Source organism: Marinimicrobium locisalis, from assembly GCF_039822625.1.
Lineage (GTDB): Bacteria > Pseudomonadota > Gammaproteobacteria > Pseudomonadales > Cellvibrionaceae > Marinimicrobium > Marinimicrobium locisalis.
In genome coordinates this window covers 29,435-55,404 of sequence record NZ_JBDLLG010000017.1, presented here as the reverse complement: position 1 = coordinate 55,404, position 25,970 = coordinate 29,435, and the positions used below count along the sequence as shown (strand labels likewise).

23 protein-coding genes are annotated in these 25,970 nt (G+C 57.9%); 14 read left to right on the top strand and 9 right to left on the bottom strand.

Going from position 1 to position 25,970, the window contains the following annotated elements; translation table 11 throughout:
* Positions 1–60 precede the first annotated feature (60 nt).
* From rbfA to pnp, 4 genes are all read left to right on the top strand, one after another.
* Positions 61–477, top strand: a complete 417-nt coding sequence (gene rbfA / locus AAE514_RS11920; RefSeq protein ID WP_347331769.1) for a 30S ribosome-binding factor RbfA — start codon at positions 61–63, stop codon at positions 475–477.
* Positions 477–1,442 carry a tRNA pseudouridine(55) synthase TruB gene (gene truB / locus AAE514_RS11915; protein ID WP_347331768.1) on the top strand — a complete coding sequence of 322 codons (966 nt, stop codon included), beginning with the start codon at positions 477–479 and terminating at the stop codon, positions 1,440–1,442. Before rbfA ends, truB begins: the two co-directional genes overlap by 1 nt.
* Positions 1,443–1,599: 157 nt before the next feature.
* Complete coding sequence (gene rpsO, locus AAE514_RS11910; RefSeq protein ID WP_347331767.1) at positions 1,600–1,869, top strand: 30S ribosomal protein S15; 270 nt, start codon at positions 1,600–1,602, stop codon at positions 1,867–1,869.
* Positions 1,870–2,120: 251 nt separating this feature from the next.
* Positions 2,121–4,250, top strand: a complete 2,130-nt coding sequence (gene pnp / locus AAE514_RS11905; RefSeq protein WP_347331766.1) for a polyribonucleotide nucleotidyltransferase — start codon at positions 2,121–2,123, stop codon at positions 4,248–4,250.
* A gap of 111 nt (positions 4,251–4,361) precedes the next feature.
* On the opposite strand, the gene AAE514_RS11900 is transcribed toward pnp, so the two are convergent.
* On the bottom strand, positions 4,362–5,066 hold the full coding sequence (locus AAE514_RS11900; protein ID WP_347331765.1) for a ChrR family anti-sigma-E factor: 705 nt from the start codon (positions 5,064–5,066) through the stop codon (positions 4,362–4,364).
* Entirely contained in the window at positions 5,063–5,644 is a 582-nt protein-coding gene (locus tag AAE514_RS11895; RefSeq protein ID WP_347331764.1) for a sigma-70 family RNA polymerase sigma factor, read from the bottom strand. Before AAE514_RS11895 ends, AAE514_RS11900 begins: the two co-directional genes overlap by 4 nt.
* Positions 5,645–6,124: 480 nt before the next feature.
* Here AAE514_RS11895 and AAE514_RS11890 point away from each other — a divergent pair, with 480 nt between their 5' ends.
* From AAE514_RS11890 to AAE514_RS11880, 3 genes are all read left to right on the top strand, one after another.
* A complete protein-coding gene (locus AAE514_RS11890; RefSeq protein WP_347331763.1) occupies positions 6,125–8,440 on the top strand; it encodes a DUF1631 family protein in 2,316 nt (771 codons plus the stop codon).
* Positions 8,433–8,783 carry a PilZ domain-containing protein gene (locus tag AAE514_RS11885; RefSeq protein WP_347331762.1) on the top strand — a complete coding sequence of 117 codons (351 nt, stop codon included), beginning with the start codon at positions 8,433–8,435 and terminating at the stop codon, positions 8,781–8,783. The genes AAE514_RS11890 and AAE514_RS11885 overlap by 8 nt, the downstream gene beginning before the upstream one ends.
* A 131-nt stretch (positions 8,784–8,914) precedes the next feature.
* A complete protein-coding gene (locus AAE514_RS11880; RefSeq protein WP_347331761.1) occupies positions 8,915–11,113 on the top strand; it encodes an alpha-glucuronidase family glycosyl hydrolase in 2,199 nt (732 codons plus the stop codon).
* Positions 11,114–11,466: 353 nt separating this feature from the next.
* Here AAE514_RS11880 and AAE514_RS11875 read toward each other — a convergent pair whose 3' ends face one another.
* From AAE514_RS11875 to AAE514_RS11855, 4 genes are all read right to left on the bottom strand, one after another.
* Positions 11,467–13,188, bottom strand: a complete 1,722-nt coding sequence (locus AAE514_RS11875; RefSeq protein WP_430623900.1) for an endo-1,4-beta-xylanase — start codon at positions 13,186–13,188, stop codon at positions 11,467–11,469.
* 168 nt (positions 13,189–13,356) lie between these two features.
* Complete coding sequence (locus tag AAE514_RS11865) at positions 13,357–13,635, bottom strand: hypothetical protein (RefSeq protein WP_347331760.1); 279 nt, start codon at positions 13,633–13,635, stop codon at positions 13,357–13,359.
* A gap of 103 nt (positions 13,636–13,738) precedes the next feature.
* Positions 13,739–14,824 carry a glycoside hydrolase family 11 protein gene (locus tag AAE514_RS11860; RefSeq protein ID WP_347331759.1) on the bottom strand — a complete coding sequence of 362 codons (1,086 nt, stop codon included), beginning with the start codon at positions 14,822–14,824 and terminating at the stop codon, positions 13,739–13,741.
* A gap of 644 nt (positions 14,825–15,468) precedes the next feature.
* Positions 15,469–16,632 (bottom strand): hypothetical protein, encoded by a 1,164-nt coding sequence (locus AAE514_RS11855; RefSeq protein WP_347331758.1) that lies wholly within the window; start codon positions 16,630–16,632, stop codon positions 15,469–15,471.
* 191 nt (positions 16,633–16,823) lie between these two features.
* Here AAE514_RS11855 and AAE514_RS11850 point away from each other — a divergent pair, with 191 nt between their 5' ends.
* The 5 genes from AAE514_RS11850 (at position 16,824) to AAE514_RS11830 (ending at position 19,818) form a co-directional block, all read left to right on the top strand.
* Positions 16,824–17,822 carry a CsgG/HfaB family protein gene (locus AAE514_RS11850; RefSeq protein WP_347331757.1) on the top strand — a complete coding sequence of 333 codons (999 nt, stop codon included), beginning with the start codon at positions 16,824–16,826 and terminating at the stop codon, positions 17,820–17,822.
* The gene (locus tag AAE514_RS11845) at positions 17,819–18,142 is read left to right on the top strand and encodes a hypothetical protein (protein WP_347331756.1); all 324 of its coding nucleotides are present in this window, start codon (positions 17,819–17,821) and stop codon (positions 18,140–18,142) included. Before AAE514_RS11850 ends, AAE514_RS11845 begins: the two co-directional genes overlap by 4 nt.
* Positions 18,132–18,485 (top strand): DUF4810 domain-containing protein, encoded by a 354-nt coding sequence (locus AAE514_RS11840; RefSeq protein WP_347331755.1) that lies wholly within the window; start codon positions 18,132–18,134, stop codon positions 18,483–18,485. The genes AAE514_RS11845 and AAE514_RS11840 overlap by 11 nt, the downstream gene beginning before the upstream one ends.
* On the top strand, positions 18,478–19,167 hold the full coding sequence (locus AAE514_RS11835; protein ID WP_347331754.1) for a DUF799 domain-containing protein: 690 nt from the start codon (positions 18,478–18,480) through the stop codon (positions 19,165–19,167). The genes AAE514_RS11840 and AAE514_RS11835 overlap by 8 nt, the downstream gene beginning before the upstream one ends.
* A gap of 105 nt (positions 19,168–19,272) precedes the next feature.
* Complete coding sequence (locus tag AAE514_RS11830; RefSeq protein WP_347331753.1) at positions 19,273–19,818, top strand: GNAT family N-acetyltransferase; 546 nt, start codon at positions 19,273–19,275, stop codon at positions 19,816–19,818.
* Positions 19,819–19,935: 117 nt separating this feature from the next.
* On the opposite strand, the gene AAE514_RS11825 is transcribed toward AAE514_RS11830, so the two are convergent.
* The 3 genes from AAE514_RS11825 to AAE514_RS11815 form a co-directional block, all read right to left on the bottom strand.
* Complete coding sequence (locus tag AAE514_RS11825; RefSeq protein ID WP_347331752.1) at positions 19,936–21,834, bottom strand: glycosyl hydrolase; 1,899 nt, start codon at positions 21,832–21,834, stop codon at positions 19,936–19,938.
* Between the two features lie 22 nt (positions 21,835–21,856).
* Positions 21,857–23,053 (bottom strand): GDSL-type esterase/lipase family protein, encoded by a 1,197-nt coding sequence (locus AAE514_RS11820; RefSeq protein WP_347331751.1) that lies wholly within the window; start codon positions 23,051–23,053, stop codon positions 21,857–21,859.
* 189 nt (positions 23,054–23,242) lie between these two features.
* A complete protein-coding gene (locus AAE514_RS11815; protein ID WP_347331750.1) occupies positions 23,243–25,054 on the bottom strand; it encodes a monovalent cation:proton antiporter-2 (CPA2) family protein in 1,812 nt (603 codons plus the stop codon).
* A gap of 206 nt (positions 25,055–25,260) precedes the next feature.
* On the opposite strand from AAE514_RS11815, the gene AAE514_RS11810 reads away from it, so the two are divergent.
* Together AAE514_RS11810 and AAE514_RS11805 are read left to right on the top strand one after the other, a co-directional pair.
* Positions 25,261–25,656 carry a PH domain-containing protein gene (locus AAE514_RS11810; protein ID WP_347331749.1) on the top strand — a complete coding sequence of 132 codons (396 nt, stop codon included), beginning with the start codon at positions 25,261–25,263 and terminating at the stop codon, positions 25,654–25,656.
* On the top strand, positions 25,649–25,960 hold the full coding sequence (locus AAE514_RS11805; protein ID WP_347331748.1) for a hypothetical protein: 312 nt from the start codon (positions 25,649–25,651) through the stop codon (positions 25,958–25,960). The genes AAE514_RS11810 and AAE514_RS11805 overlap by 8 nt, the downstream gene beginning before the upstream one ends.
* Positions 25,961–25,970: the final 10 nt, after the last annotated feature.

Below are 25,970 nucleotides of genomic sequence, written 5' to 3'. Positions count from 1 at the left end.
ATGATTGCCGGGGCGCTCTTGTCTTAATGCGCCGCTAAAATTGAGTGAGGTGAGTGGGCAATGCCCAGAGAATTTACGCGCGCGGACCGGGTGTCCGACGCCATTCAGAGACTCCTGGCAAAGCTGATCCCGCAGGAAGTGCGCGATCCGCGTATTGGGATGGTTAACATCAATGATGTAACGGTCAGCCGGGATATGGCCTTTGCCAAGGTGTACGTGACCTTTGTGGGCAGTGAAAGCGATGAGGACGGCATCGAGGGCGCCAAGCGCTTGAACGGTGCCGCGGGCTTTTTACGCACGCTGCTGGCCAAGGAAATGAACATGCGCACGGTCCCCAAAGTGCAGTTCTACTACGATAAAACCGCTATCCGCGGGCAGGAATTGTCCAGCCTGATTGACCGCGCCGTGGCCGATGACCGGGCCCGGCACCGCCGGGAAGCGTCCGATGGACAGGATGATTCCGACGGGGAGACGTAATGGGTCGGCGTCGCAAAGGTCGCCTGATTGACGGCGTCCTGTTACTGAACAAGTCGGCGGGCATGAGCTCCAATCACGCCCTGCAGCGCGCCAAGCGCCTGTTTTTTGCCGCCAAGGCCGGCCATACCGGCAGCCTTGACCCTCTGGCCACCGGCCTGCTGCCGCTGTGCTTTGGAGAGGCCACCAAATTTTCTCAGTTTCTTCTGGATGCCGAAAAGGGCTACCGGAGCACGTTCAAACTGGGTGTGGTGACCAGCACCGGTGACGCCGAAGGCGAAGTGCTGTACGAATCGGACGCCTCTGGGATTACCCGCGAACAAGTCGCGCAGACGCTAGAGCACTTTGTGGGCGATATTGAGCAGGTGCCGCCCATGTACTCGGCTCTGAAGCTGAACGGCCAGCCCTTGTACAAGCTGGCCCGAGAGGGCAAGGAAGTGGAGCGTCAGCCCCGGCCGGTGACCATTTTCAAAATCGAGCTGCTGGGTTTCCGCCCGGGACCGAAGGCCGAAGTGGACGTCGAAGTGCACTGCTCAAAAGGCACCTATATTCGTACCTTGGCCGAGGATATCGGCCAAGCCCTGGACTGTGGGGCGCGCGTGGAACAACTGCACCGAACTCGCAGCGGGCCCTTTGATGTGGCCAGGGCTGTCAGCCTGGAGGCGCTCGAAGAGGAACGAGGCGACGGGCTGGCGGAGCAGTTGGACCACCACCTGCTCCCGGCCGACACGCCGGTGGCGGAATTGCCCGCCCTGACCCTGCCCGCGGACAGTGCTTATTACTTCCGTCTGGGCAACCCGGTGATGGATCCCCAGGTCTATCGCCTGGGCGATGAAGGTGATATGGTGCGGGTCTTTCAAGGCGGCCATGGCGAGGCCGAGAGCCCGCGCTTCCTGGGCCTGGGCGAGCTGGATGACGAAGGCCGCGTGGCCCCCAAGCGGCTCGTGGCCGCTACCGTGGCGACCTGAGCGCGGGGCATGGCTCCGGCGCCAAGGCGCCTCCCAACCGTGTTCGCCAGCTTCGGCTGGCAAACGCCGAGGCTTGAGTCTCGGGTATACAACCCACCTGTAAATATGCGCGGGTGCGGCTGTTTTTATGAATGGCATATTCAAAGAGGAAACGATTATGGCACTGAGTGCTGCAGAAAAAGCGGAAGTAGTAAAAGAACACCAGCAGGGTGATGGTGATACCGGTTCCCCGGAGGTTCAGGTAGCGTTGTTGACCACCAATATCAACAAGCTGCAGGAGCACTTCTCGGGCCACAAACAGGATCACCACTCGCGCCGTGGCCTTATCCGTATGGTTAACCAGCGCCGCAAGCTGCTGGATTACCTGAAAGGTAAGAGCACCAAGCGTTATGCTGACCTGATTCAGAAACTGGGTCTGCGTCGGTAAAAGTTTAGTGCCCGCCTCTTCGGCGGGCACTCTTTTTTCCGCCCTTCAGCCCTCGGGCTGGAGAGCTGTACCGGCTCTGATGAAATTATCCGAGGAGCCACCCGCGGGCGACGTTGATGCCGCCCGCAAGCGATCTGCAAGATGGCCAGAACCCTTCTGAAGTCGCGAATGAGAAATACGCGCTGAACGGTTCCACGTCTTGACAGTCAATGACTGAATGAAATGAACGTGAAGAAGAGAAGGATAGAAGAGTGAATCCGATTATCAAAAAGTTTCAATACGGTGGCGAAACGGTCACCCTGGAGACCGGACGCATCGCCCGTCAGGCCACCGGTGCGGTCATGGTAACCATGGGTGATACCTCGGTACTGTGTACCGTGGTCGGCGCCAAAGAAGCCAAGCCCGACCAGCCGTTCTTTCCGCTGTCGGTGTTTTACCAGGAGCGCGCCTACGCGGCGGGTAAAATTCCCGGTGGGTTCTTCAAGCGCGAGGGTCGCCCTTCCGAGAAAGAAACCCTCACCTCTCGCCTGATCGACCGTCCCATCCGTCCGCTGTTTCCCAAAGGTTTCATGAATGAAGTGCAAGTGGTGTGCACCGTCATGTCCACCTGTAAAGAAGTGGACCCGGATATTCCGGCCATGATCGGCACCTCCGCTTGTCTGTCAATCTCGGGCATTCCGTTTGACGGCCCCATCGGCGCGGCTCGCGTGGGCTATACCCAGGATAAGGGCTACCTGCTCAACCCCAGCTACGTTGAGTTGGCAGAGTCCGAGCTGGATATGGTGGTTTCCGGCACTAAAGACGCCGTCCTGATGGTCGAATCCGAAGCGCAGGAGCTGCCGGAAGACATCATGCTGGGAGCTGTGCTGTACGCTCACCAGGAAATGCAGGTGGTGGTTCAAGCCTGTGAAGAGCTGGCCCGCGACGGCGGCAAGCCCCGCTGGGAGTGGACGCCGGTTCAAGAAAACACCGAACTGAAATCCAAAATCGAGCAAAGTTTTGCCGGCCCGATTGGCGAAGCTTATCGCATTACCGACAAAGCCGAGCGTTACGCCAAGCTGTCCGAGCTGCGCAATCAGGCGGTCGAGCAGGTGGCCGACGAGGAAGCCGGGGTCGAGGCGAGCGAGGTAGAAAGCCTGTTTGCCAGCATCGAGAAGAATTTGGTGCGCTCACGCATTGTCGCCGGCGAGCCCCGCATCGACGGTCGCGATAACAGCACCGTGCGGCCCATCGAGGTGGACGTGGGCGTTTTGCCCAAGGCGCACGGCTCCGCCCTGTTCACCCGGGGTGAAACTCAGGCGTTGGTAACCGCTACGCTGGGCAACGCGCGCGACTCTCAGATTATTGACGCCCTGGAAGGCGAGCGCAAAGACCCGTTCATGCTGCACTACAACTTCCCGCCCTACTGTGTGGGCGAGTGTGGTCGCATGGGGGGCACTGGTCGCCGGGAAATCGGCCACGGTCGCTTAGCCCGCCGCGGCGTGGGCGCGGTATTGCCGAAAGAAGACGGCTTCCCCTACACCATGCGTGTTGTGAGCGAAATTACCGAATCCAACGGCTCCAGCTCCATGGCCTCTGTGTGTGGCGCCAGTCTGGCCCTGATGGACGCGGGTGTGCCCATGAAGTCGCCGGTGGCCGGTATCGCCATGGGTCTGGTGAAAGACGACAATGGTTTTGCGGTTTTGACCGACATCCTCGGTGATGAAGACCACCTGGGCGATATGGACTTTAAAGTGGCCGGTACCACCAGTGGCGTGACCGCGCTGCAAATGGACATCAAAATCCAGGGTATTACCGAGCAAATCATGGAAACCGCTCTGGAGCAGGCCCTGAGTGCTCGTCTGCACATTTTGGGTGAAATGAACAAGGTGCTAGCTGCCTCCCGCGAGACGGTCAGCGAAAACGCACCGCGTTTTGAAACCCTGAAAGTACATCCGGACAAGATTCGCGACATCATCGGCAAGGGCGGCGCGACCATCCGTTCCATTACCGAAGAAACCGGCGCATCCATCGATATCGATGACGACGGTACCGTGAAGGTCTACGCGGACGATGGCAATGCCCTGAAAGCGGCCGTCGCCAAAATCGAAGAGATTACCGCCGAGGCGGAAATTGGCGCGATTTACGAAGGCAAGGTTGTACGTATCGTGGACTTCGGTGCGTTCGTTAACTTCCTGCCGGGTAAAGACGGCCTGGTTCACATCTCTCAGATCGCGGACGAGCGGGTTAACGCCGTGAGCGATTACTTGAAAGAAGGTGAAATGGTTAAGGTCAAGTGCCTGGATGTGGATCAGCGCGGTCGTATTAAGCTGTCCATCAAAGAGGCCAAAGCGGATGCGTCAGCTGACGCACCGGCCAGTGAGGAAACCTCCGAAGACTAAGTCCTCGGAGATTTTCCCCACAAAAAAGCCCGCGCTATTCCAGCGCGGGCTTTTTTTGTGGGCGTCTGATCGCCACGGTGGGCCGGAGTATAAGGCGTAATCGGGCGTCTTTCAGGCCCGCCAAGCAAACAGCGGGTTCAGCCAGCGCATCAGCGGGCCGGTAAACTTCATGGGCGCATCCAGCACCGTGAGGCATACGCAGTCCTCATTTTGGAGGGCCGTGGGGGAGTGTTTGTGGCTAGAGTCGCGCGCAATATAGTCCCCGGCGTGATACACACCCAATTCGTCCGAGAAGCCGCCTTTCAGGACCACGGTCAGCTCATTGCCCCGGTGCGTGTGAACCGGAACCTTGGCGCCCGCCTTGATTTTCTGCAGGGCCACCCGCGCGCTGCCCAAATCCACGACATTGGTCAGATCGAACTTCGCGATTTCTCGAGTCTGCTGCTGCCAGTTCAACTCATCCAGTGACGCTGGAAGGTAGCGCTCCAGCGGGTTGTGGTATCCCGTCGTTTTAGGGGCGGGGCTCTGCTTTGGGGACGCCTCTGGTTCTGATTCAATACGTGCCATTAGCGCCTCGAATCCCTCATCCAGCGCCTCCGTCTGAGCGCCCTCGGCAATCTGGTCGTCATTGGCGCCCACGCTAGCCGGCTTGGTCTCCGCCAGGAGAACACCGCCCAAGGCGTTGAGTTTGCGAAGCTGACTCTGGCATTGGCTGCAAAATCCCAGGTGGACCGATACCGCCAAGGCTTGGGCCAAATCCAGGCTGCCGGCGGCATAGTCCAGCAGCGTCAGGTCGTCAGGGTGGTGTGCGCTCATAGTTCAGCTGCCTCTAGCATTACACGTAACTTCTTCATCGAGAGCCGCAGTCGGCCTTTCAAGGTGCCCAGGGGAACGTTCAGTTCTTCCGCCACCTCCTGGTGGGTTTTGCCTTCGTAATAGACTTTGCGCACGGCGATCATCTGCTCTTCGGGGAGCTCACTGATGGACTCGCGCATCCGCTTTTCAGTCGACATCGCCTGAATGGAGCGAATGGTGGTGTCCTCGGTCGGAATTTGCCACAATTCTTCGGTATCGACTGTTATCTCCTTGCTAGTACGGCCTTTCTTTCTCAGAAGATCAATACGCTGATTACGAGTAATCGTAAATATCCAGGTAGAAGCGGACGCCAAAGAGTCTCGATACTTTCCCGCGTTGCGCCATACGCTGGTCATTACCTCTTGGACCAATTCTTCGGCCTGCTGATGCATGCCCTGGTTAATGGCATAGGCCTTAATTCGGGGGGCAAAATGCTTATAGACCTGTTTAAAAGCCTGGGTATCGCCTTGGTTGGCGACCCTGGCCAGCAGTTCCCCCCAATCGGGGCCCTCTCCATTGGCGGAGCTCGTGCTACTCATCGACTGTGCCTTAGTCTTCAACATACAGCGCCTCGCTCGTCCCCTACTCGTCGGTTGGCCGGTTCTACCGGTGTGCTGGGCAGAACATCGGAGTTTTGAACAGGTACGCGGTGCGCGATGGCAGGGATCACTGCCCGGATGAAAAAAATGCCAGGTGGATGATCTTAGTCGCCCTGGCGGCCGTATTTATGCCATGTGTTGTGCCGTCCGAGTATAGGAGATGGAGGGGGGATTGTCGCGACCGCTTATCAGCCCTTTCTCCTTGCTCCGTCATTGGTGTCGGGGCCGGCCACGGGTGGGCTGCTTTGGGTTTCTTGTTGAGGACGCTTAAAAATGTGACAAATATTTCACTCTGTGGCACATTGAAGGAAGTCTGCCTATGCTTAAGTAACCCGCAGGAGGCGCAAGGGGGGTGGAGTCCCGGATTGGCCCAACGAGGACAACGCAGTGAAGATCACGGAGAAGACCACTGGAGCGAACATGACCGACCCCGAACACGCCGGTACCGACAAGGCATCGGGCGACCCAAACGACCCTCGGCTGGCGCAGCACCTGAAGCACTGCCGCCATCTTGCGATCGACTATGCCCGCCGGTTTTTACCGATTTTCTGGCGCCAATGGTGTGAACGTCTTGGGGAGTGTGCCGAACGGGCCCGCTCCAACACGGACGCCACGTCATTGCTCGAGTGCAAACGCCTGCTTGAAGCCTCCCAGTATGCGCTTGAAGAGGCTTTCTGCCAGCAGCTTGGCAATGGCTTTGATCAGTTCAAAAACAAGCAGTTGAAGACCCTGGCCGGAGAGGAGCGTTTCAGTGGGAGCCTACTCTCGCGGGTGGAGCCTTCCGACCTTGAAGAAACCATCGCCATTACATCGATCACTCATCGGGCGGATGGCTGCTTTTCGGGCCCACTCTGGCTTCTGCACCAGCGAATGGCACTGCTCAATGGCGGCGAGAAGATAGCCGAGCCGGGGAACCCGGTCAGTCCGGTGCAGTTCTGCGAGGCGCTGCGAACCTCACTGCTCCCTCTTGCCCTGGATAACAGAACCAGAGTTATAGGCTTCAAAGTCTTTGACAAGGAGGTAATCGCTCCTCTGGGCGAGCTCTATGAGGTGATGAACCGCTACTTTGTCGAAGTGGACTTGCTGGCGAACCTGCGTTATACCGCCGCCTCGGAACCGTCCTCGAAACGCCCCGCCGCGGGCGCGTCCGCCGTCGGACATGAGGCCGAAGCGCCCTCCCCAGACATCGGCACGCCTCAGCGGCGAGCCTCTGACCGGCTGCTAAGCGGCATGGCTACGTCGGCCGGCACCCACTACCAAGCCGGTTTGTATAACGCCATTCGGTTGCTCCAGGGGCACCTCAATCATCTCGTCGAGCCTGACGGTGACGCTGAGGGCGCCGCCCCACCTACCAACGGCACCGAACCCCACCATCGACCCCGAAACCTCGAGCAGCTGGTGAGCCTATTGCACGACCTCCAGGTCCTGGCGCTGACCCAGTCTCAGGGCTCTGGAAGCGAGGCCCGCCCGCTCATAGCCTCGCAGCCGGTCCGGCAGGTGAGCGAGCAAGTGCTGGAGCAGCTCGCCACCGGCAGCGAGGGTAGCGATGCGCTGGCCCCCGGCGACCTGTACACCATCGACTTGGTGGAACTGTTGTTCGAATACATGCTCTTCGATGACAACCTGCCCGACTCGGTTAAGGCTCTGTTGAGTTACCTGCACACGCCGTTCCTTAAATTGGCCTTTATAGACACGGACTTTTTCGAGCAAACCAACCATCCGGCACGGGTGCTGCTCAACAGTTTGGCCGAGGCCGGTGCTCGGTGGGTCAGCAATGACGGCACCTGCCAGTACGACATGTATAACAAGATCAAAACCACGGTTTTCGGGCTTCTGGCGAAATTTAACAATGACCCTCGCCTGTTTGCCGAAGTTTTAGTGGAGTTCAATGCATATACCGTTAGCGTGGCTCGCCGCCAGGAGCTGACGGAGTGCCGTGCCCTGGAAAAAGTCCAGGGCGAAGAAAAGCTCCGCGAGGCAAAACAACGGGTCAACGATGAGGTGCGCCAGCGTACCGACAACCGGGAGCTGCCGTCGGCGGTTTTGCTGCTGCTTTTACAGCCCTGGTCGGATTACCTGTCCTTTGTCATTCTGCGTTACGGAGAGAGCTCCAATAGCTGGCACCAGTGTGTAAAAGTGATGGACCAGTTGCTTTGGACGCTGGACCCGAAAACCCGGCAAGGCGAGAAGGCTCGCCAGCGTGAAATCCAGGGGAATGTGCTTCGCGCCCTTCAAGCGGGTTTGGACAATATCGGCTATGATCAGGCCAAGGGCAAGAAGCTCCTCGAAGCGGTGGCCGCCCTGCAAAGAATGGCGCTGCAAAGCCGCCGGGCGGAACCGGCGCCCGAGCCCATGCGCTCTAGGCTCGAAAGCATTGCCGCGGGGAAGGCCGGCCGGAGTCGCTTAACGCCCGAGCCGGTCACCGAAGAAGAGCAAAAGGTGGTCGAGGACCTGAAGCTGATTGAGTTCGGTACCTGGTTCGAGTACGAAAGTCACCGGCGCCTGAAAGTAGCTTGGTACCACAAGCGGACCTTGCACTACATGCTAGTGGATCAACAGGGGCGCAAAGTCGCCATGAGCTCTGCTCTGCAGCTGGCGCGGGACATGATCGCCGGGCGAGCCAGGATCATTCACGGCAGCACCCAGCCGTTCTTCGAGCGGGCCCTGGAAAACATCTATCAACAACTCAATGCCAAGGCGGGCGGCGAGTCGGCGGAGGAAGCAGCACATGGTTGATTATCAGCGCCAGTGGCAGCGTTATACGTTAAACAACGCCGTCGATGTTTACGACAATTTGCGAGACCTGTACCTCGGGCGGTTGGTAAACATCCATCGCCACGGCCTGATGCTACTGGGGGACCAGCCCCTGGAAGAAGACAAACTCTACAAGTTGGACCTGCACCTCCCCCAGGCCATTAACGGGCGCAACAGCATCCACCTGGGCGTGGACTGCCTCTGGACCCGCAACGCTGACCACAACGGCAAGCACTGGGCCGGCTTTAACATCATTGATGCCTCCCCCCAGGCGGTGGAAGACATTGAAAGTCTGATCGATCATATCGGGCAGCGCTCGGAATAACGCGGCCCTTTCGTCGTCCCCCGGCGACTAGGGGGCGACTTCCTATAGGGTAAAAATGACTATAATATGGTCGTTGTTATAACGATGATATGAACGACCCCAAAGACCTTGAGAGAGAGTAGGTTCCCGCTATGAAGAAACTCCTGGCGATAGGCCTGGCACTGGCCTGCATCTTCGGTACCTTGAGTGCCAATGCCGCCGACGGCTACGAAATGTGGCTGCGCTACCCCCCGATTGAAGACCGCTCCCTGGTCAAGGACTACCAACGACAGTTCCGCACCCTGGTGGCGCCGGGCGAGGCCGCCATTCTCAATTCCGCGGCCGAAGAGCTGGAGCGAGGCCTTTCCGATATGCTGGGCGAGGCGCCCAAGCGCTCGGACAAGCTCGCTCGGCGTGGCTCGCTGGTAATCGGCACGCCGGACAGCTCCGAGCTGATCGCGGACCTGGGCTGGGAGGACCGCTTGGCCCAGCAGGGGCCGGAGGGCTACCTGATTGAAACCACTCGAATGGGCCGCCGTTCCGTGACCGTGATTGCCTCCGAAGGCGAGCGCGGCGTGCTCTACGGGGCCTTCCACCTGCTGCGCCTGATGCAAACCCACCAAGCGGTGGAGGACCTCGCCATCGCCGAGGCGCCGAAGGTGCAGCACCGGGTCGTTAACCACTGGGACAACCTGAACCGCTTGGTGGAACGCGGCTATGCGGGCTTGTCGCTGTGGGACTGGGGCACACTTCCCCAATACGATGAAAACCCCCGCTATGAAGACTACGCCCGTTTCAACGCCTCGCTGGGCATCAACGGCACGGTGATCAACAATGTGAACGCCGACCCGCGCATTCTCACGGACCAGTTCCTGGAGAAAGTGGCGGCCCTCGCCGGGGTGTTCCGCCGCTACGGCATTAAGACGTACCTGTCGATCAACTACGACTCACCACGGGCCTTCGGCGACCTGGAAACCTCCGACCCGCTCGACCCCAAGGTGCAGCAGTGGTGGAAGGACCGGGTAGCGAAAGTCTATGAGCATATCCCTGACCTCGGGGGCTTCCTGGTGAAGGCAGACTCCGAAGGCCAGCCCGGCCCCCAGGGCTATGGGCGCAACCACGCGGAGGGGGCTAATATTCTGGCCGAGGCGCTGGAGCCCTACGGCGGCGTTGTTTTCTGGCGAGCCTTTGTCTACTCCCCGGAGCAGGGCGACCGCTTCCGTGAAGCCTATGACGAGTTCATGCCCCTGGATGGAAAGTTCAAGGACAACGTCATTCTCCAGATCAAAAACGGCCCCATCGACTTCCAGCCCCGCGAGCCCTTCTCGCCGCTGTTCGGCGCGTTGAAAGACACCAACATTATGTTGGAGCTGCAGGTGACCCAGGAGTACTTCGGTTTTTCCTATCACCTGGCCTACATGGGCACCCTATTTGAAGAAGTACTGGATACCGATACTTACGCCAAAGGCGAGGGCAGCACCATTGGTAAACTGCTCGGGGGAGAAGTGTTTGAATACGAGCAGACCGGCATGGCCGCAGTGATCAACCCGGGTACCGATCGCAACTGGACCGGCCACCCCTTCGTACAGTCCAGTTGGTACGCCTTTGGGCGTTTGGCCTGGGATTACGAGCTCAGCTCCGAGGCCATTGCCGAGGAGTGGATGCGTATGACCTTCACCAACGACACCGGCTTTCTGGACCCGATTGGCGAGGTCATGGCCATGTCCCGCGAAGCGGGGGTCAACTACCGCAGCCCTCTCGGGCTGACCCACCTCTATGCTCAGGGTCACCACTATGGCCCCGCGCCGTGGCACGATAAGTCCGGCCGCCCGGACTGGACCGCCACCTATTACCATCGGGCGGATGAAGAGGGCATCGGTTTTGATCGCACCGAAACCGGCTCAAACGCCATTGAGCAGTATCACGAACCGATTGCCGAACGGTTTGGTGATCCCGAAAAAATTGACGAAGACTACCTGCTCTGGTTCCACCACCTGGGCTGGGATTACGAAATGGATTCCGGGCGCACCTTGTGGGAAGAGTTGGTCCACAAATACGATAAAGGTGTCGAGCAAGTTCGGCAGATGCAAGCCCAGTGGCAGGACGTTAAAGGCCTGATCGACCAGCAGCGGTATGAGCACGTAAAAGCGTTGCTGGAAATTCAGCTGCGCGATGCCATTCGCTGGAGGGACTCCTCCGTGGCTTATTTCCAAAGCGTAAACGGCTTGCCCTTGCCAGAAGGTTCCCCCGAGCCGGAACACAGCCTGGAGTACTATAAAAAACAGGAACACCGGTTCTATGTGCCCGACCCTTGGCACCCGAAAGGCGACGATCGTAAGGTCGATTATTAACCCATAGACTCCCCCGCGAGGCCCCGGTGTTAGCCAACATCGGGGTGCTTGCGCTCTACCCGTTCTGGGCGAGAACCGTCACTCAGTAATAATATTAATCCCCGCACATGCCCAAAGCGTTGCTTGTAAGCTTCAAATGCGTAGGAATTGTTGGAGGCACTAGGGCATTGGACTCTGGCGGCGGGTCCTGTTTCCGCTATCCAGGCGATGCTGCAACGCTAGCGATTTGACCGCATAGTAGAGAGGTACCGTGGAAACTGTCAACAGAACAGGGGGTTCGATCAAACAGAAGGAGCTAGGAAGTGATCCGGCAAGCTCTCATTCCTTGAGAGCTTCCAGATTAAGGGAGGGGGTTACCGGTTCAGGTACTCCATCAACCACTGCATGGCTGGGCGCTGCTGACCGTTGCTGGTCATCAGGCCGGTACCTTCGCGCCAGGTGGCGCCTACGATATAGCCCCAGAGAGTAATGCCGACCACATCCGGATGATTGTAGAAAATCGGGAAGTGTGTCTGCATATACTCAAGCTGCAACTGGTCGTTGGACTCTTGAATGTCATATTCAGAGATGTACAGCGGCAGACCCAATGCGGCGATCTGGTCCAGCTTGTCTTCGATTTGCTGAGCAGTCCAAACCTGCGGGTTGTACAGGCCGTGAGCCTGAAGGCCCAGTGCATCCACGTAACCAGAATTCACGGCGGGGCGGATCATGTCGATGATTGCATCCGTGTCCCAGGTCATGAAGTTGTAGTCGTTGTAAACCAGAACCGCGTTCGGGCAATGCTCGCGCGCCAAACGGAAGGACTCGGTAATCCAGTCGCTGCCAAAGGCGTTTTCCGCGTAATTGGCCGGGGCGTGAGAGGGCAATGCCTCGTTCACCACGTCAATAATTTCAGTGTCCGGGTAGCGGTCACAGTAGTCACTGATCCACTCTTCGATTTCCGCCCGTTGCTCGGATGCGCTCAAGCCGTCGATCCAGTTCGGACGCTGGCTGCCCCACACAAGTACGTGCGCCTTAACGGGAATATCGTTGGCACGTGCGTAGTCGTAGATGGCGTCCAGAGGGCCCCAGTTGTACTGGTCGCGAGTGCCCTCTACAGAGCCCCACTTGCCTTCGTTTTCCGGCGTAATCTGATCCCAATACTGGGTGAAGTCGGAACGGACTTGGCCACTAGTGGTGATGTTGCCCACATGGAAGGGAGGGAAGTCAGGGTTGCCCGGATTCGTCGGAGGAGTGCTGCTTGCGCTTGAAGAGCTGCTGGAGCTGGGCGCAGAGCTTGAAGAAGTGCTTCCGTCAAACGGGTTGCCAAAGCCGATGGAACCGTCGCAGTGCAGCATTTCCGAGTAAGAACCCGCACCGCACTCTTCGTCCCAAGCGCCGGTGTTGTCCTGCTGGTCTTCAGCCTGGTAAGTCACGCCGTTGACGATGACGTAATCCACCTGCACGTCGCGGTCACCAGAGTCGTTGGTGAAGGCAACACGAAGTTCGCCGGTAGCATCGGTTTCAACGCTGTAGTTCATCATACCGCTACTCAGCGTCCAGGTTTCGATGGTCTGACCACCGATTTCGAGGCTCACGCTTTCGTCTCCAACGACACCGCTCATTTGTACGGTGATGCTGTTGCTGCCACCTGTACCCTGAGAGCTGGAGATTGAACTGGCGCTAGAGCTGGCGACTGAACTGGCACTGCTTGAGGTGCCGCCGTTACCACCGCCGTCGACGCTGAACTCAGTGATGGAGGGCGTACCGTTGCCGCTCGCGCAAAAGCCGAAGCTTGCACTGTTTCCCGGTGACACGTTGGCATTGTGGGCCGCGGGTGTCACGGTTGTGCCACTGAGGTTACCGTTCCACAGGTTATTGATGCTTGTGCCGTCTAGGTCAAGGCCCACGGTCCAACCGGTAATGTTCGCATCACCGTTGTTGGCGATGGTGGCATTGGCGCAATAGCCCGAGCCCCAGTTGTTGGTAACCGATAGGGTTGCTTCGCCGGGTCCCGAGGTGACCGCATGGGCCGCCTCGGCGAATAAAAGACCCGCCGATGCAAACATGAGTGTATGTCGTAATAGGTGTTTCATTGATAACTCCTTTCGCTGTTTTCAGGATGGGTGGTGCTGGTTGGCAACGTAGTGTTGCCGGTGGCCGGAAAGTGGAAACGCTGTGCCAAAGCCATTAAAAGACCAGAGTCGACCCTTGCGCATATAACGCTTCCATACAACAGCAAAACATCCTTGAATGAAGGGTTATCACGGCTTGCTTTCTACTGTGTCACTGAGCGAATCGCTCTCTCCGGCTAGCCTGGTGTCCGCGCGATTTGCAGCGGATTGATACATGGGTTTATTACTGTTTTTCTCGATGCAGTTTTCATAGGCGCTGCTATAGTCTGTCGCCTTCGCCTGTTCAGCCTCCCGTGCGCACATTTCTTCCACGGAGTAAGCATCGCTTTGGTAAATATCAACCTGCGCCAAGCAAGGCGCACTGAGGGCCAAGCAAAGGCAGTATGCTGAGAAGGACAATGCTTTCATGGCATTCACCGTGTTTGGGTAACGTCGGCTCCCTTTGAGCAAAAAAGGGGATTCCAGGAGAATCCCCTATAATGACTATCTAATAGCGAGTGAAGGTAATGTGCTATAGATTGCCATAACCGATGGACCCACTGCAGTGAAGCCATTCACTGTTTGAGCCACCGCATTGATTATTTTGCCAAACACCGGTGTTATAGCTCTGGTTCTCGGACTGCCGGGTAGAACCGTTCACCTGAATGTAGTCCACTTGAACGTCGCGACCGCTGGCGTCGTTTTCGTACTGAACCACAATGCCGCCGCTGGCGTTACCGTTCCAGGTGTAGTTGTTCATGTAGGTGGACAGAGTCCAGCTTGCAACGGTGGTGTCGTTAACGCGCAAGTTGATGCGCTCATCGCCATTGGTGCCGCGGGCGCGAACAGTGATCTCGTTGGAGCCGCTGTTGCCGGAGTCGCCGCTATCGCCACCACCAGTGTTGCCACCGCCACCACCGGTGCCGGATTCCCAAACGGAGACGTTGGAGCTGCCGCTGCTCTGCCAACCTTCGGTTGCCAGTACCTGGTAGTGGTGGCTGCCGAGGTTCCAACCTTGACGGGCCCAGGCATCCACGTGGTTCTGGAAGGTAATGGTATTGTTGTCGCCCTGCGGTCTTTTCGAGGTACGAACACTCCAGTACTGGTAAAAAGTGGTATTACCATCAATGGACGGCTTATTGACACGCTGCGTTCTGTACAGGTCATAAGTGCCACCGTCGGTGGTTACCGTGCCGGCTGGGGTGCCACCGGGCGGACGATAGCTGCCCCAGCTATCGACGACGTAGTATTCCACCAGAGGGCCTCTGGTCCAGCCGTATAGGGTTAGGTAAGAGTTGCCTGAGGGAGAATAGTTCCCGGCGTTGTAGCCGATAATGCGGTTGGAGGCACCCGTGCCCCAGCCTTTACCGCCCACAAAGTTACCGGTGTTTGACCATTCGTAACTGTAATTGCCATCGTCACCCAGGGTCATGCAGGCAGAGCCTCCACCATCGGACCAGTGGGTATAATAAAAACCACCGTTATTCCCGGTTTGGTTGTCGCAAATGGTTTGAGCGTTGGCGGCGGAGATGCCAAAGGCGGCGGCACCACTGATTAGGGTGGTGGAAAGGAACTTCATCCATCCGCCTTTTTTAGGCTGAACATCAACACGTTTCATAGTGGATCCTCTTACTTGATTATTGTTGTTACTGACGATGTATTTTTATATCGGCGCAAAAATGGTGCCTAGGCATCCATACTGCTTAAGTATCGTTAGTAACCTTCGAGGCCTTGTCAGGAATGATTGACTGCGCAGGCTCATGAGGCGTCGGAGCATTGGATTTATAATTGGGTGTCGCTCCGAACGCTTTTTTAATCCGTTCCCCGCTGCCGATGACGGTTGAACCAGCAGGATTGAGTGTCGTTAACCCACCTCTTAAAGTCAACATAACTATAATTCATGAGGCATTTGTTTCATCGTATATATTCTGAAAGACTATAAGATGAAGCGTTGTTCTTGGGGGTAGATGCTGTTCATCGCGACGGTAGAGCGCAGTCGCTACAAGGGTTTGCGAACCTCGATAGAGACGCGGGGGATTTATTGGGCGAAAGAGGAAGGCTTTAATTCTGGCGCATTATCCAACGCTTAATATTGCAAATTGATATATAACACTTTATCCGTGTAACCGTATCCAAATTAGTGATAAAGCCTTTGAGGAAGGTTGGCGGGTAGAGAACGGGCGAAAATAAAGGAAAAGGGCGCCCAATAGAACAATATCGTGGCGCCATTTTCCTGTTATAGCTCCGCCGCGAGGGGGAAGGTCAAGGCGTGAGCCTGTTACACCAGGAATGTTGCTCCATGGCGGCGGAAGCGCAGAGCGCGTCTCGGGCCAAATAGGTGTCGGTCACATAGTATAGGGTGCGCAGGCCTATATCCTCCCTGCCCAGGTTGTGGTAAATCAAACCGACCAGAATGTCCTCGGGGCTCATCGAGGTGTGGTTTTTTGCGAAGTAACGCGCGGCCTGCCCCAGCTCAACACCGGTCAGCAGTTGCTCGGCCCGGCCGACGCCAATCTGGTAGGCCTGCGTCAGTAGCAGGTTATAAAGCCCCTGGCGCTTGGCCTCGGGAAGATGGCCAAACACTGTGTTAAAGGGCGCTTCCAGGTTTCGGTGGTTTTGCTCCACCAGACGCAGGGCGCAGTCCACCTGCACCATTCGGTGGAGTCGGTACTCTTTGGGCACTTGGCAGTCGTCCAATACTTCGGGGCGAAGCTGCATAATTCCCCGAGCGGCCTGCCGGGAGAGGGCGTCTTTCTGGCCGCCGCTTTCAATAATGGTTTTCCCAAGGAAAGTGGGCATGATGGTCTCTGGAAAAGTGAAGCGTCCCTGGACTTTCCGGTGTTCGTAGACGGTTTTGAACAGTTCTACTAAAGAGACTTGCTCATCTTTTGCGCCCACCGTCATTCCGTCCCACGTGCCCCACAGCTGGTATTCCTCGGTTTTGCCTGTGAGCCTCTCAATAGCTTCGTTTATATCCACAAACGGTTGATGGCAAGCGAGGGCAAAGGGGTAGCCTCGGGTTTTGGTTGAACCGGGGCTCCACGTTTTTGTTCTGGTTTCCGCCGCCAAACGCTTTCTTGTCAGGTTGAGCCGCTCGATCGTGGCCTTGCTTGAGCCCGCGTTGTCGATGTAGGCCAAAAACCGACCTCGCCGATCAAACAGGATGTGGCGTTCAGGCTCGTGGCAGTAGCTTGTACTGAATAACACCCACTGGCGAATGGTGGCCAAGTTCTCCGCCACTCCCTGGCTTTCCCAGTAGGGCGTCTGGCGGACAACGTCCAGCCAGCTATCCTCAGGTGCCACGGGCGGCACGGTATCGGCCCTAGCGGAGCCGAAAAAACCCAGTAGGACCCACAGAAGCCAGAAAACGACCCTTTGGGGCCCCGGGCCTTGTTGCGGACGGAGTAGGAAGGGGGTGGATGCCATAGTGTGTCGGTCTGCTCTACGCCAATTGAGCCGATAACCTACCACATATTCCGAGAACAGCCTTTATAGGCTTGCGTTGGGGCAGATCAGCCGCCAAGCCGTATCAATTCGTCAAAATCGACTATAGAATTGGGGCAGGCTGATGACTCTTTATGTTGATCAGTCACTCAATATCCACAGGGAGTTTAACGATGAACAGTAAATTGACCGGAATGTCGCTGGTGCTCGCCGTGGCACTATTTTCGGGGTGTGCCACTCAAACGCCTCAAATGACAGAGGTGGAACCGGGTGTGTCCCAGGAAGCCCAGCGCAAGGCGCAGCAGGCCACCCAGGAGGCGGAAAAGCAGCCCGAGGCACTGGCGCTGAAGCGGAAAATCGCGGTTGGGCGCATTTCCAATGAGACCAACTATGGCCGAAGCCTTCTGCGAGCGGATAGCACCGACGAGCTGGGAAACAAAGTCACCGATATGTTTTTGCAAGCACTGACCAACAGCGAAAGCTATTTGGTGTTCGAGCGACCGGATATCGAACTCTTAAGCCGCGAAGCGGAACTGTCCGGTCAGGAGGTCAGCATCACCGGGGTGGACACCCTGGTAATCGGGTCACTGACCCAGTTCGGACGTGCCACCACTGGAGAGCGGGGGTTTCTGTCCTCCACCAAGAAGCAGGAAGCCACGGCCACCGTGGACCTGCGGCTGGTCGATGTGACCACCGGTCGGGTATTTGCCTCCGTCACCGGAACCGGCTCCTCTTCTGTCGAACAGGGGCGCACTATGGGGTTCGGCTCCGCGGCGGGCTATGATGGCAGCCTGAATGACCGTGCCATTGCCGCCGCCGTGATTTCCGCAGTGGATAAGATGACCGGGCTTTTTATCGACAAAGCCTGGACGGCGGATATCCTCGCCCTGGAAGAAGGGCGCGTCTACATCAGCGGTGGCGCCAGTCAGGGCGTGGAGCCGGGAATGGTGTTTGACGTTCAAACCCGAGGCAAGAAAGTTAAGTCCCAGGCCACCGGCTCCGTCATTACCCTGCCGGGCGAAAAAGTGGCCGAGATTGAAATTGTGGGCCTGTTTGGTGAGGACCCGCTGGACCAGGGCGCCTATGGAAAGCTCGTTTCCGGTTCCCTGGCCGGACACGATATTAAGGACCTTCAAGTTAAGGATCATTCAGAAAAGGAGAGTGAACAATGAAATATGCAGTGATAGCCGCGCTTTTTATGTTGTTAGTGGGGTGTGTTCAGTCTCCCACTCAGAACACGCAAGTGGTGGATGACCGCCCGGGGCTGACCTTTAGTTTGGCGAATGAAGCCGCCACCGAGTATGAACTGCAGGTGGACGGCATTTCCTACGGCGCCGTGGGGCAGTACCAGGAAGGAGAAAATGTACTCAGACTCATCGACGGCACGCACCGTGTGGAGTTGATTGCCGGAGGTGAAGTGGTCTATAGCCAGAAAGTGTATCTGGGCGCGGGCGTTAACCGAGTGATAAAGGTGGGCGCCAATGATCAGTAAGTCCTTTCTTGTTTCCGTCATCGTGGTACTGCTGAGTGCCTGTACCGGCCCCCAGACGTTGTACGACTGGGGCCAATACGAGCAAACCCTCTTTATTCACTACCATGACCCCGCGCTGAAGGAACAGGCGCTTAAAGAGTACATTGCTTTCATTGAGCAGGGCGGTACTCAGGAGCACCCGATTGCGCCCGGCCTTTACGCCGAAGCCGGCACTTTTATGCTGGAGCAGGGCGACATTGAAAGCGCGGTTAAATTTTATCAGATGGAACATGACGCCTGGCCTGAAAGCCGGCCCATGCTGAGCGTGCTGATTGAGAACCTGGAGGGACAGATTGATGGGTAACTGGATAAAATGGATCAGCGCCGCTGCCGTGGTTTGGCTTACCGGCTGTGCGACCACGGCGCCGGATGAAAGTCGGTTGGATGCGTTTCACAATGCCCAGCCCCGGTCGGTACTGGTGGTCCCCGTGGTGAATCAGTCCACCGATGTGCAGGCCCCCACGTCCGTACTGGCGACACTGCCATTTCGCTTAGGGGAAAAGGGCTATTATGTTTACCCGGTAAACACGGTGAAAACGCTGTTGGAATATGAAGGGCTGTATGAGCCGGCGGAAATTCATAACCAGCCACCGGAGCAATTGGCCAACCTGTTTAAGGCCGATGCCATTCTTTACGTGACCATCCACGAATGGACGTCCAAATACGTTCTGCTTTCCACCACCACAGAGGTGGACTTCGAGTATCGAATCGTGAATGCCGATGGCGCCGAGCTGTGGTCCGCCAGGAAGAGGCTGCAATACACCCCCCAAAACAATAGCAGCGGCAACCCTCTGGCGGATTTAATTGCCGCGGCGGTCACCGCAGCCATTGAACGGGCCGCGCCCAACTACCTGCCCTTAACCCGGCAGGCGCACCAACAGGTATTCAGTGGTTATGCCACTGGACTGCCGCCGGGGCCTTACAGCCCGAGTTACGAGCAATACTACCTGGAGTTGCAACCCGAAGCGCCCGAAGCGCCGCAGTAAAAGGGGGCCGCCAGGGACGGCGGCCCCAGCGGTTGACAGGGCTGCCCATCGGACGGAAACTACCGAAATCTTTAAAAAGCAAGGAGAGTTGTAAGGAGAGTGATTATGGAACAGCCGATTCTTAACACCGAGCGGTTAGAGCTGCGCCCTTTTAAACAAGCCGACGCCAAACGTGTGGCGGCCCTGGCGGGCGACTGGCGCGTGGCGCAAATGACCATCAATATTCCCCAACCCTATGAGCCCGGCATGGCGGAGAGCTGGATCGCCTCCCTGGCGCCAGCCTTTGCCCAAGGGGAAAAAGTGGTTTATGCCGTCACGCTCCCCGAGGCCAACGAACTGGTGGGCTCGGTCAGCTTGACGGACTTCTCGGGCGAGGCAGGCCACCTGGATTTCTGGATAGGGGTTCCCTACTGGGGGCGAGGCTATTGCACCGAAGCCGTTCAGTCCATCGTCCATTATGGCTTTCACCAGCTCGGCTTATCGGTCATCCACGCCCACTACATGCGAAACAATGTGGCCAGTGGCAGGGTGTTGTCGAAAGGCGGGTTCGAGCACAAAGGTGAGATCATGCTCAATGCTCACGGCATGATGCGGCGTTTGCAGCAGTGCGAGCGTCAACGCGACCCGCGAAGCCGTGCGGCGACAGAATGAGCCCTCCCGTTTTTTCATAAGGACCCCGCTCTATAAAGGGCGTCCGGACAAAAAACCTGTACAAAAAAAGGCCCGTCATTGGACGGGCCTTTTCCGTGGTGGAGAAAACAGCCGTTGTTAGAACGTCGGCAGCTCATCCAGTGTAATGACCAGCTCGTGGTTGTAGACATGCTCCTTGTGGGCCTGGGTGTTGAAGTACTCACCGGTCCAGAAGTTCGACTCATTGGTCACGCCTTCGGCGGTGTCAATGTCGTTCCAGACCATAAAGTACAGCCACCAGGCGCCGTCTTCGGCCATTAAGTCCGGGTCGGGGATGTTGCTGTTTTCCGTGAGAGCCACCATTTTTTGTTCATGGGGCTCGCTGGCAGCCAACTCGTAAACGCCGATTTGAGACTCATAGTTCTGAGCGCCGTCGTAGATATCGTGGCCGACAATATCCACGTAGTTATCACCCGGATACCAAGCCGCGCTTTGACCATTCCATACCCACAGTAGATTGTTCAGGCCGTGGTAATTGGTGAGCCGGTCGTACAGGTATTGCCACAACAGCACTTGGGCGTAGGCGGAGGGTACCTCGTCGGTGCGGTCATTGCGGCCCCACCAGAACCAGCCCCCGGAGGCTTCGTGCAATGGACGCCACAGCACGGTCACGCCGGCATCTTCCAGCGTTTGCAGTTCGGCGGCAATCATATCCACGTCCGCTTCAATGTTGGCAAAACTGGTGCTGGTGGTATCCAGCTCCCCTTCCACCACCGGGATGGTGAAGTCGGTATCCTCGGTGTAGAACTCACCGATCTCACCCTCCGGGGCGTCGGGGTCGCGCCAGTGCCAGTTGAAGGTGACCAGGCCGCCGCGCTCCCAATGCTCGATGGCTTCTTCGGTCTGGGTCAGGCCGGAAATGCCGTCCCAGTACAGGCCGTAGTTCATAAAGTCGTAGCCCATAATAGCGGGCGCTTTGCCCGTGTCATTGATAACACGCTGATACTGGTCGATGTCGTCCTGCCAGGTCTGGTCCATCTGGCCGGTGAGCATCTTGCTCCCCCACACCGATTGCAGGTAGCTGTAGACCGATTCGGTGGTTTCATCGGCGTGTGGGTTCACTGGCTCATCCCGCATGGGGCCTTGAGTATTGCTGCCCATGCCGGGGCACATGCTTTGCGACAGGCAAATGGCACCGCCTTCGCTGCCCCAACTGCCGGTATCGGTGTTGCACAGGGTAATTTCCTCTTCCCCGATCATGCAGTAAGGGAAATCACCCGCACCCGGATCCGCGGCCGACTCGTACACAATGCACGAGTAGCTGTTTTCCCAGCCCCAGCCGTCACCGTCGGGATCGGAATCCGCCGAGCGGCAATACGGCCAACCGTTGCTGGTGGCATTGGGAATGATCTCGTCGCCCCCAGCGCTTGAGGACGTGCTGGAGGAAGCGCTGGAGGCGACCGAAGAGGCCACGCTCGATGACAGCGAGGACGACACCGACGAGGCAACGGAAGAAGCCATGGAGGACGCCACCGAAGAGGCCTCAGAGGAAGCCACTGACGAGGCCACACTGGATGACACCGCGCTTGAGGCCGAGCTGCTAATGCTGGATGAGAGGCTGGAGGCGCTGCTGGAGGCTCCCCCGCCGCCTTCCACCGTCAGCTCGATGAGCTCGGCCAAATAGTTGCTCCCGGTGCTATTGGCGCAGAAACCGAAGTTCACGCTGCCCGAGGCGCGAATTTCGCGGTTGTACCCCATGGGAGTGACGGTCTCGCCGTTGAAGTTGCCATTCCACAAATTGCTAATTTGGGATTGCTTGGGGTCCATGGTCAGCTCCCAGGCGCTGACCGCGGCGCTGCCGTTGTTGCTGACCGTGACGGAGGCGCAGTAGCCGCTGCCCCAGTCGCTTTGGATGGAAAGGGTGGCACTGGTATTGTGCGCCCCGCTGACGGTGTTGGCGTGGGCCGCACCGCCGCAAAGTAGCAAAGTAGCCGCCATGGCGCTTCGCCAGGCGAACCGGTTAAAAAGCGGTTTCATAAAAAACTCCGGTTGTTATTGGTTAAAGGTTGATGACGCCGCCGCTGCCGTACTGGTCATTACAGGTGGTGCGTCCAATACAGCTTTGGTTGTTCTCATAGCCCCAGCCCTGGTCTTGGTTGGCGCACAAGGGGTGAAGGGTTCCGTACCAGTCGCACTGCTGTTGGGTGGCTTGGGAAGACTGGCCGGAGGCGACGGATGATGCAGCGCTGCTCTGAGTACTGCTGCTCTGCGCTTCGCCCTCGACGCCGTAGGGGGCGGGCTGGCTCTCACAGGTGTTCTCGCCAATACAGCTTTCGCTGTTCTCCCAACCCCAGCCGTCGGCTTGGCTGTCGCACAGAGGGTAGGGGGTGCCGTACCAGTTGCAGCGCGCCTGGGTGGGTGTGCTGATAGCGCTACTCGAGCTGGTTGAGCTGGAAGGGTTTGAGGACGACGTCGTGGACGTTGAACTGCTCAGGCTGCTGGCGCTCGCCATGCTTGAGCTGATGCTGGAAGAGCTTGACTCACTGGTTGAACCGCCATCCAGTACCTCGGTGAGTGAGCCGAACCAGGCCTCGGCGATCTTTTCATCGCCACTGTCATTCGGGTGGACGCCATCATAAGTGTCGGCGTTGTAGTCAAAGCCGCTGTACTGGTCCACCACAACAATGGGGGACTGCTCGGTCCCAAGGTTTTGGGCCCAGCCCGGAATGGCCGCGTTCAGCGCTTGCACCCGCTGGTTGCACTGGCCGCACGACTCGTTCGGGTCCATGGGAATAATTTGAGCGACCAGAATGGCCATGGCGGGGTTGTTCGCCCGCATCTGTTCCACCAGGGTGGTGAACGCCTCGAGAATGTCGTCGGTCGGCCGGTTGCTCCAGACGTCGTTGGTCCCCAGGTGCATGATGATCACATCCGGGTTGGTTTGCCGCAGCCAGCCGGGCAGGAGGTCGTCGTAGGCAATGTTGGTGGCGAGGTAACCGCCATGGCCCTCGTTATCGCCGTCGTGAGCCATGCCGCAGCCCTGGGGGGGCAGGGTGCCGACAAAGTCGATATCGGTGTGGCCAGCCTCGTGAAGCTGGTTCCAGAGCAGGGCCCGCCAGCAACCCGGTGAGCCAGTGATGGAATCGCCCAGGGGCATGATGCGGGTCTGTGCGGTGGCGGCGCCCGAGAGCAGAGCGGTAACCATTGCCGATAGCAAAAGCAGGGCTTTAAAAAGCCGCCCGTAAGAGTAAGACATAGCGCGGTCGCTCCTGATGACAGTGAGTGAAAGTGGCGCGCTGCTCCTCTTTTTTAGAGATGATAGTCGGTTACAGCGGCCGGGCGACAGTCTAGTGATCGAGGCCGGCCCGAGATATTAGCTGTGTCGCACTTTGCTCAGGTCATCAGAATAATTTGAAATAAGAAAAGGTTTTCAAATTTCAATGTCTTAGTCGCGAGTCTCCTGGCGTTGGCGGTCTTCCTCCAGTACGCGACGAAGACTCTCCAGGTTCTGGTGTACGGCCTGCCCGTAGCGTTTCTCATCGCCCCATAGGGGGGCCAACTCCTCAAAGGTGCGCTCGTCGTGCTCGCCGAACATTTGGGCGTGCCGTGCCGCCAGTTCCGGCGTTTGGCCGAGTGCGATGAGCGCATCCTCGCCCACCTTCAGGGCGGAGTGGAAAGTCTCCCGGCGAAGGGCTTGAATGCCGCGCTTTCTCAGCTCGTAGGCATGGCTGCGGTCGACCGCTCGGGCGATCACTTTCAGTTCGGGAAAGTGCTTGCGGGCGGTGTCCACAATGGAAAGCGATTTAACCGGGTTGTCCACGGCCACCACCAACAAAGTGGCATGGTCCGCACCGGCCTGCTTGAGCAGGCTGCGCCGGGAGGCATCCCCGTAGTACACCTTGTTGCCGTAACGGCGTACCAAATCCACCTGCCCGGGGCTGCTGTCCAAAATGGTCATGGGAATTTTGTAGCTATTCATCATCCGGCCCACTATCTGCCCAAAGCGGCCGTAGCCGGCGATGATCACTCCCTTGGAGGGGGACGGGGTTTCATATTGGGGGGAGGGTTTGCGCTGGCGAAGGGAGGAGAAGCGGTCAAACGCCATAAACAGTATTGCCGTGCCCACCATGGTAACCGCCACCACCAAATTGAGCACCTGGGCGTTCCCCTGGCTGAGCACACCGGCGGTCAATCCCGCCGCGGATATGACGAAGGCAAATTCCCCGCCCTGGGAAAGCGAGATGCCAAACAATACCTTCTCTGACGGCCCAAACCGGAAAACCGTACCCACTCCATACAGCACGGCAAATTTAATCAGCATCAGCGCGACGGCTCCGCCCAAAATCAGCAATGGGCGGTCCACTAGTAAGGCGTAATCAATGCTTGCGCCCACGCTCAGGAAAAACAGCCCCATCAGCAGGCCCTTGAAAGGGTTAAGGTCGGCTTCGATTTCGTGCCGAAACTCGCTCTCAGCCAATACCACGCCAGCGATAAACGCCCCCAGCGCCGGCGAGAGCCCAATGGCGGTCATGGCGAGGGTTACGCCCACCACGATCAGCAGCACGAAGCCGGTAAACAGCTCTGACTGCTGGGCGTTGGCAATGACTCGGAACACCGGGCGCAGTAAGTAGCGGGCGATAACGATAATGCCAGTAATGACAAGCAGCGTAATGAGGGCCTGCCAGTACGCGGGAAACGATGACAGCAGGTCCTGGCCCATTACCCCGGTTGCGCCGGCGCCATCGCCTCGGGCGAGCAGGGGGACTGCGGCCAATATAGGGATAACCGCCACATCCTGAAACAACAGCACCGAAAAGCTGTTCTGGCCCACGCTCGAGTCGAGCAGACCCCGCTCCTCCAATGTCTGCAACACAATCGCGGTGGAGGACAGCGCCACGGCAAGCCCGATCAGTATGGCTTCGGCCGGGGACACTGACAGAGCCAGCGTCGCGCCGGACAGCACCAGGGCCGAGATTACGACTTGGGCGCCACCCATCCCCAGAATGGCGCGCCGCAGGTTCCAGAGCCGATAGGGGCGAAGCTCGAGCCCAATCAGGAACAACATGATCACAACACCGAATTCGGCAAAGTGCAAAACAGCTTCCGGGTGGCTGACAAAATTCAGCACATGCGGACCGAGCAAACTGCCCGCCACCAGATACCCCAGCACCGAGCCGAACCCCAGCCGCTTGGACAGTGTCACAACAATAACGGCGGCGCTCAGGTAAACCGCAATGTCAATTAAAACGTGCTGCATGGTTCTGTCTCAGCCGGTTTTATGTTCCGTGAAAAGGTGATGCGGCGCCTGCCCCTATAACAGAGTGTGGTCTTGGTGGCCCGGTGCCGTGGCGGCTTATAATACCAGGGTTCAGGCGTGGAGCCTTGTGGCCCGCGACTGTTTTCGCGCCGCCAGGGTGCTATGATTGGGGCTCATTGGCACCACACAACCAGAAGGAGCACACTGTGAGTGAACTCTATTCCGAACACCCGGTAATGTTTAAGAACAACCCCATCGGGTTTATTGCGAGCATCATCCTGATTCCCGCATTTGGGCTGGGGCTATTGATCCTGCTGTGGTGGTACATTCAGACTCGCAGCTCCAAACTGACCGTGAAAGAGCACGACATCCTTTACGAGCAGGGACTGCTCAGCAAGAACCGGGCGGAGTTCAGCATCAGCGGAATTCGTACCGTGCGGGTGCACCAAAGCTTCTTTAACCGGATTTTTGGCGTGGGCGCGATCCAAATTTACACCGCCGGCGACAAGCCCGAGATTGAAGCCAAAGGCATGCCGGACCCCAACCGCGTGCGGGAGCTGATTAAAGCCCGGCAAAATGGGGGTACCAGCCGTGGTGGGTGAGGCAGATCGGAAAGATAAGGACGAATCCCGCAAGATTGCCATCGTCCTGATTTCATTGGTTGTGGTGGTGGGCATCGCCGCCATGCTTCTGCTGCCCTCGCTGTCCGAGTTCGCGGCGGCGCATCTGCAGCCGGGCCTGGGCCTGAAAACGGCGGCGATTATCGCCTTCTTTGTGACGGTGGTTTTATTTCTGGCCTTTGCCGTTTTTGCCGGCGACGGCCTGCTGGGGGAGCTGCAGTTTATGCTGCTCGGCTTCTTCCTCTTCTTTGTGATCTTCTGGCTGATGATCGCCTGGGTGTTTTAGCGGCTGACGT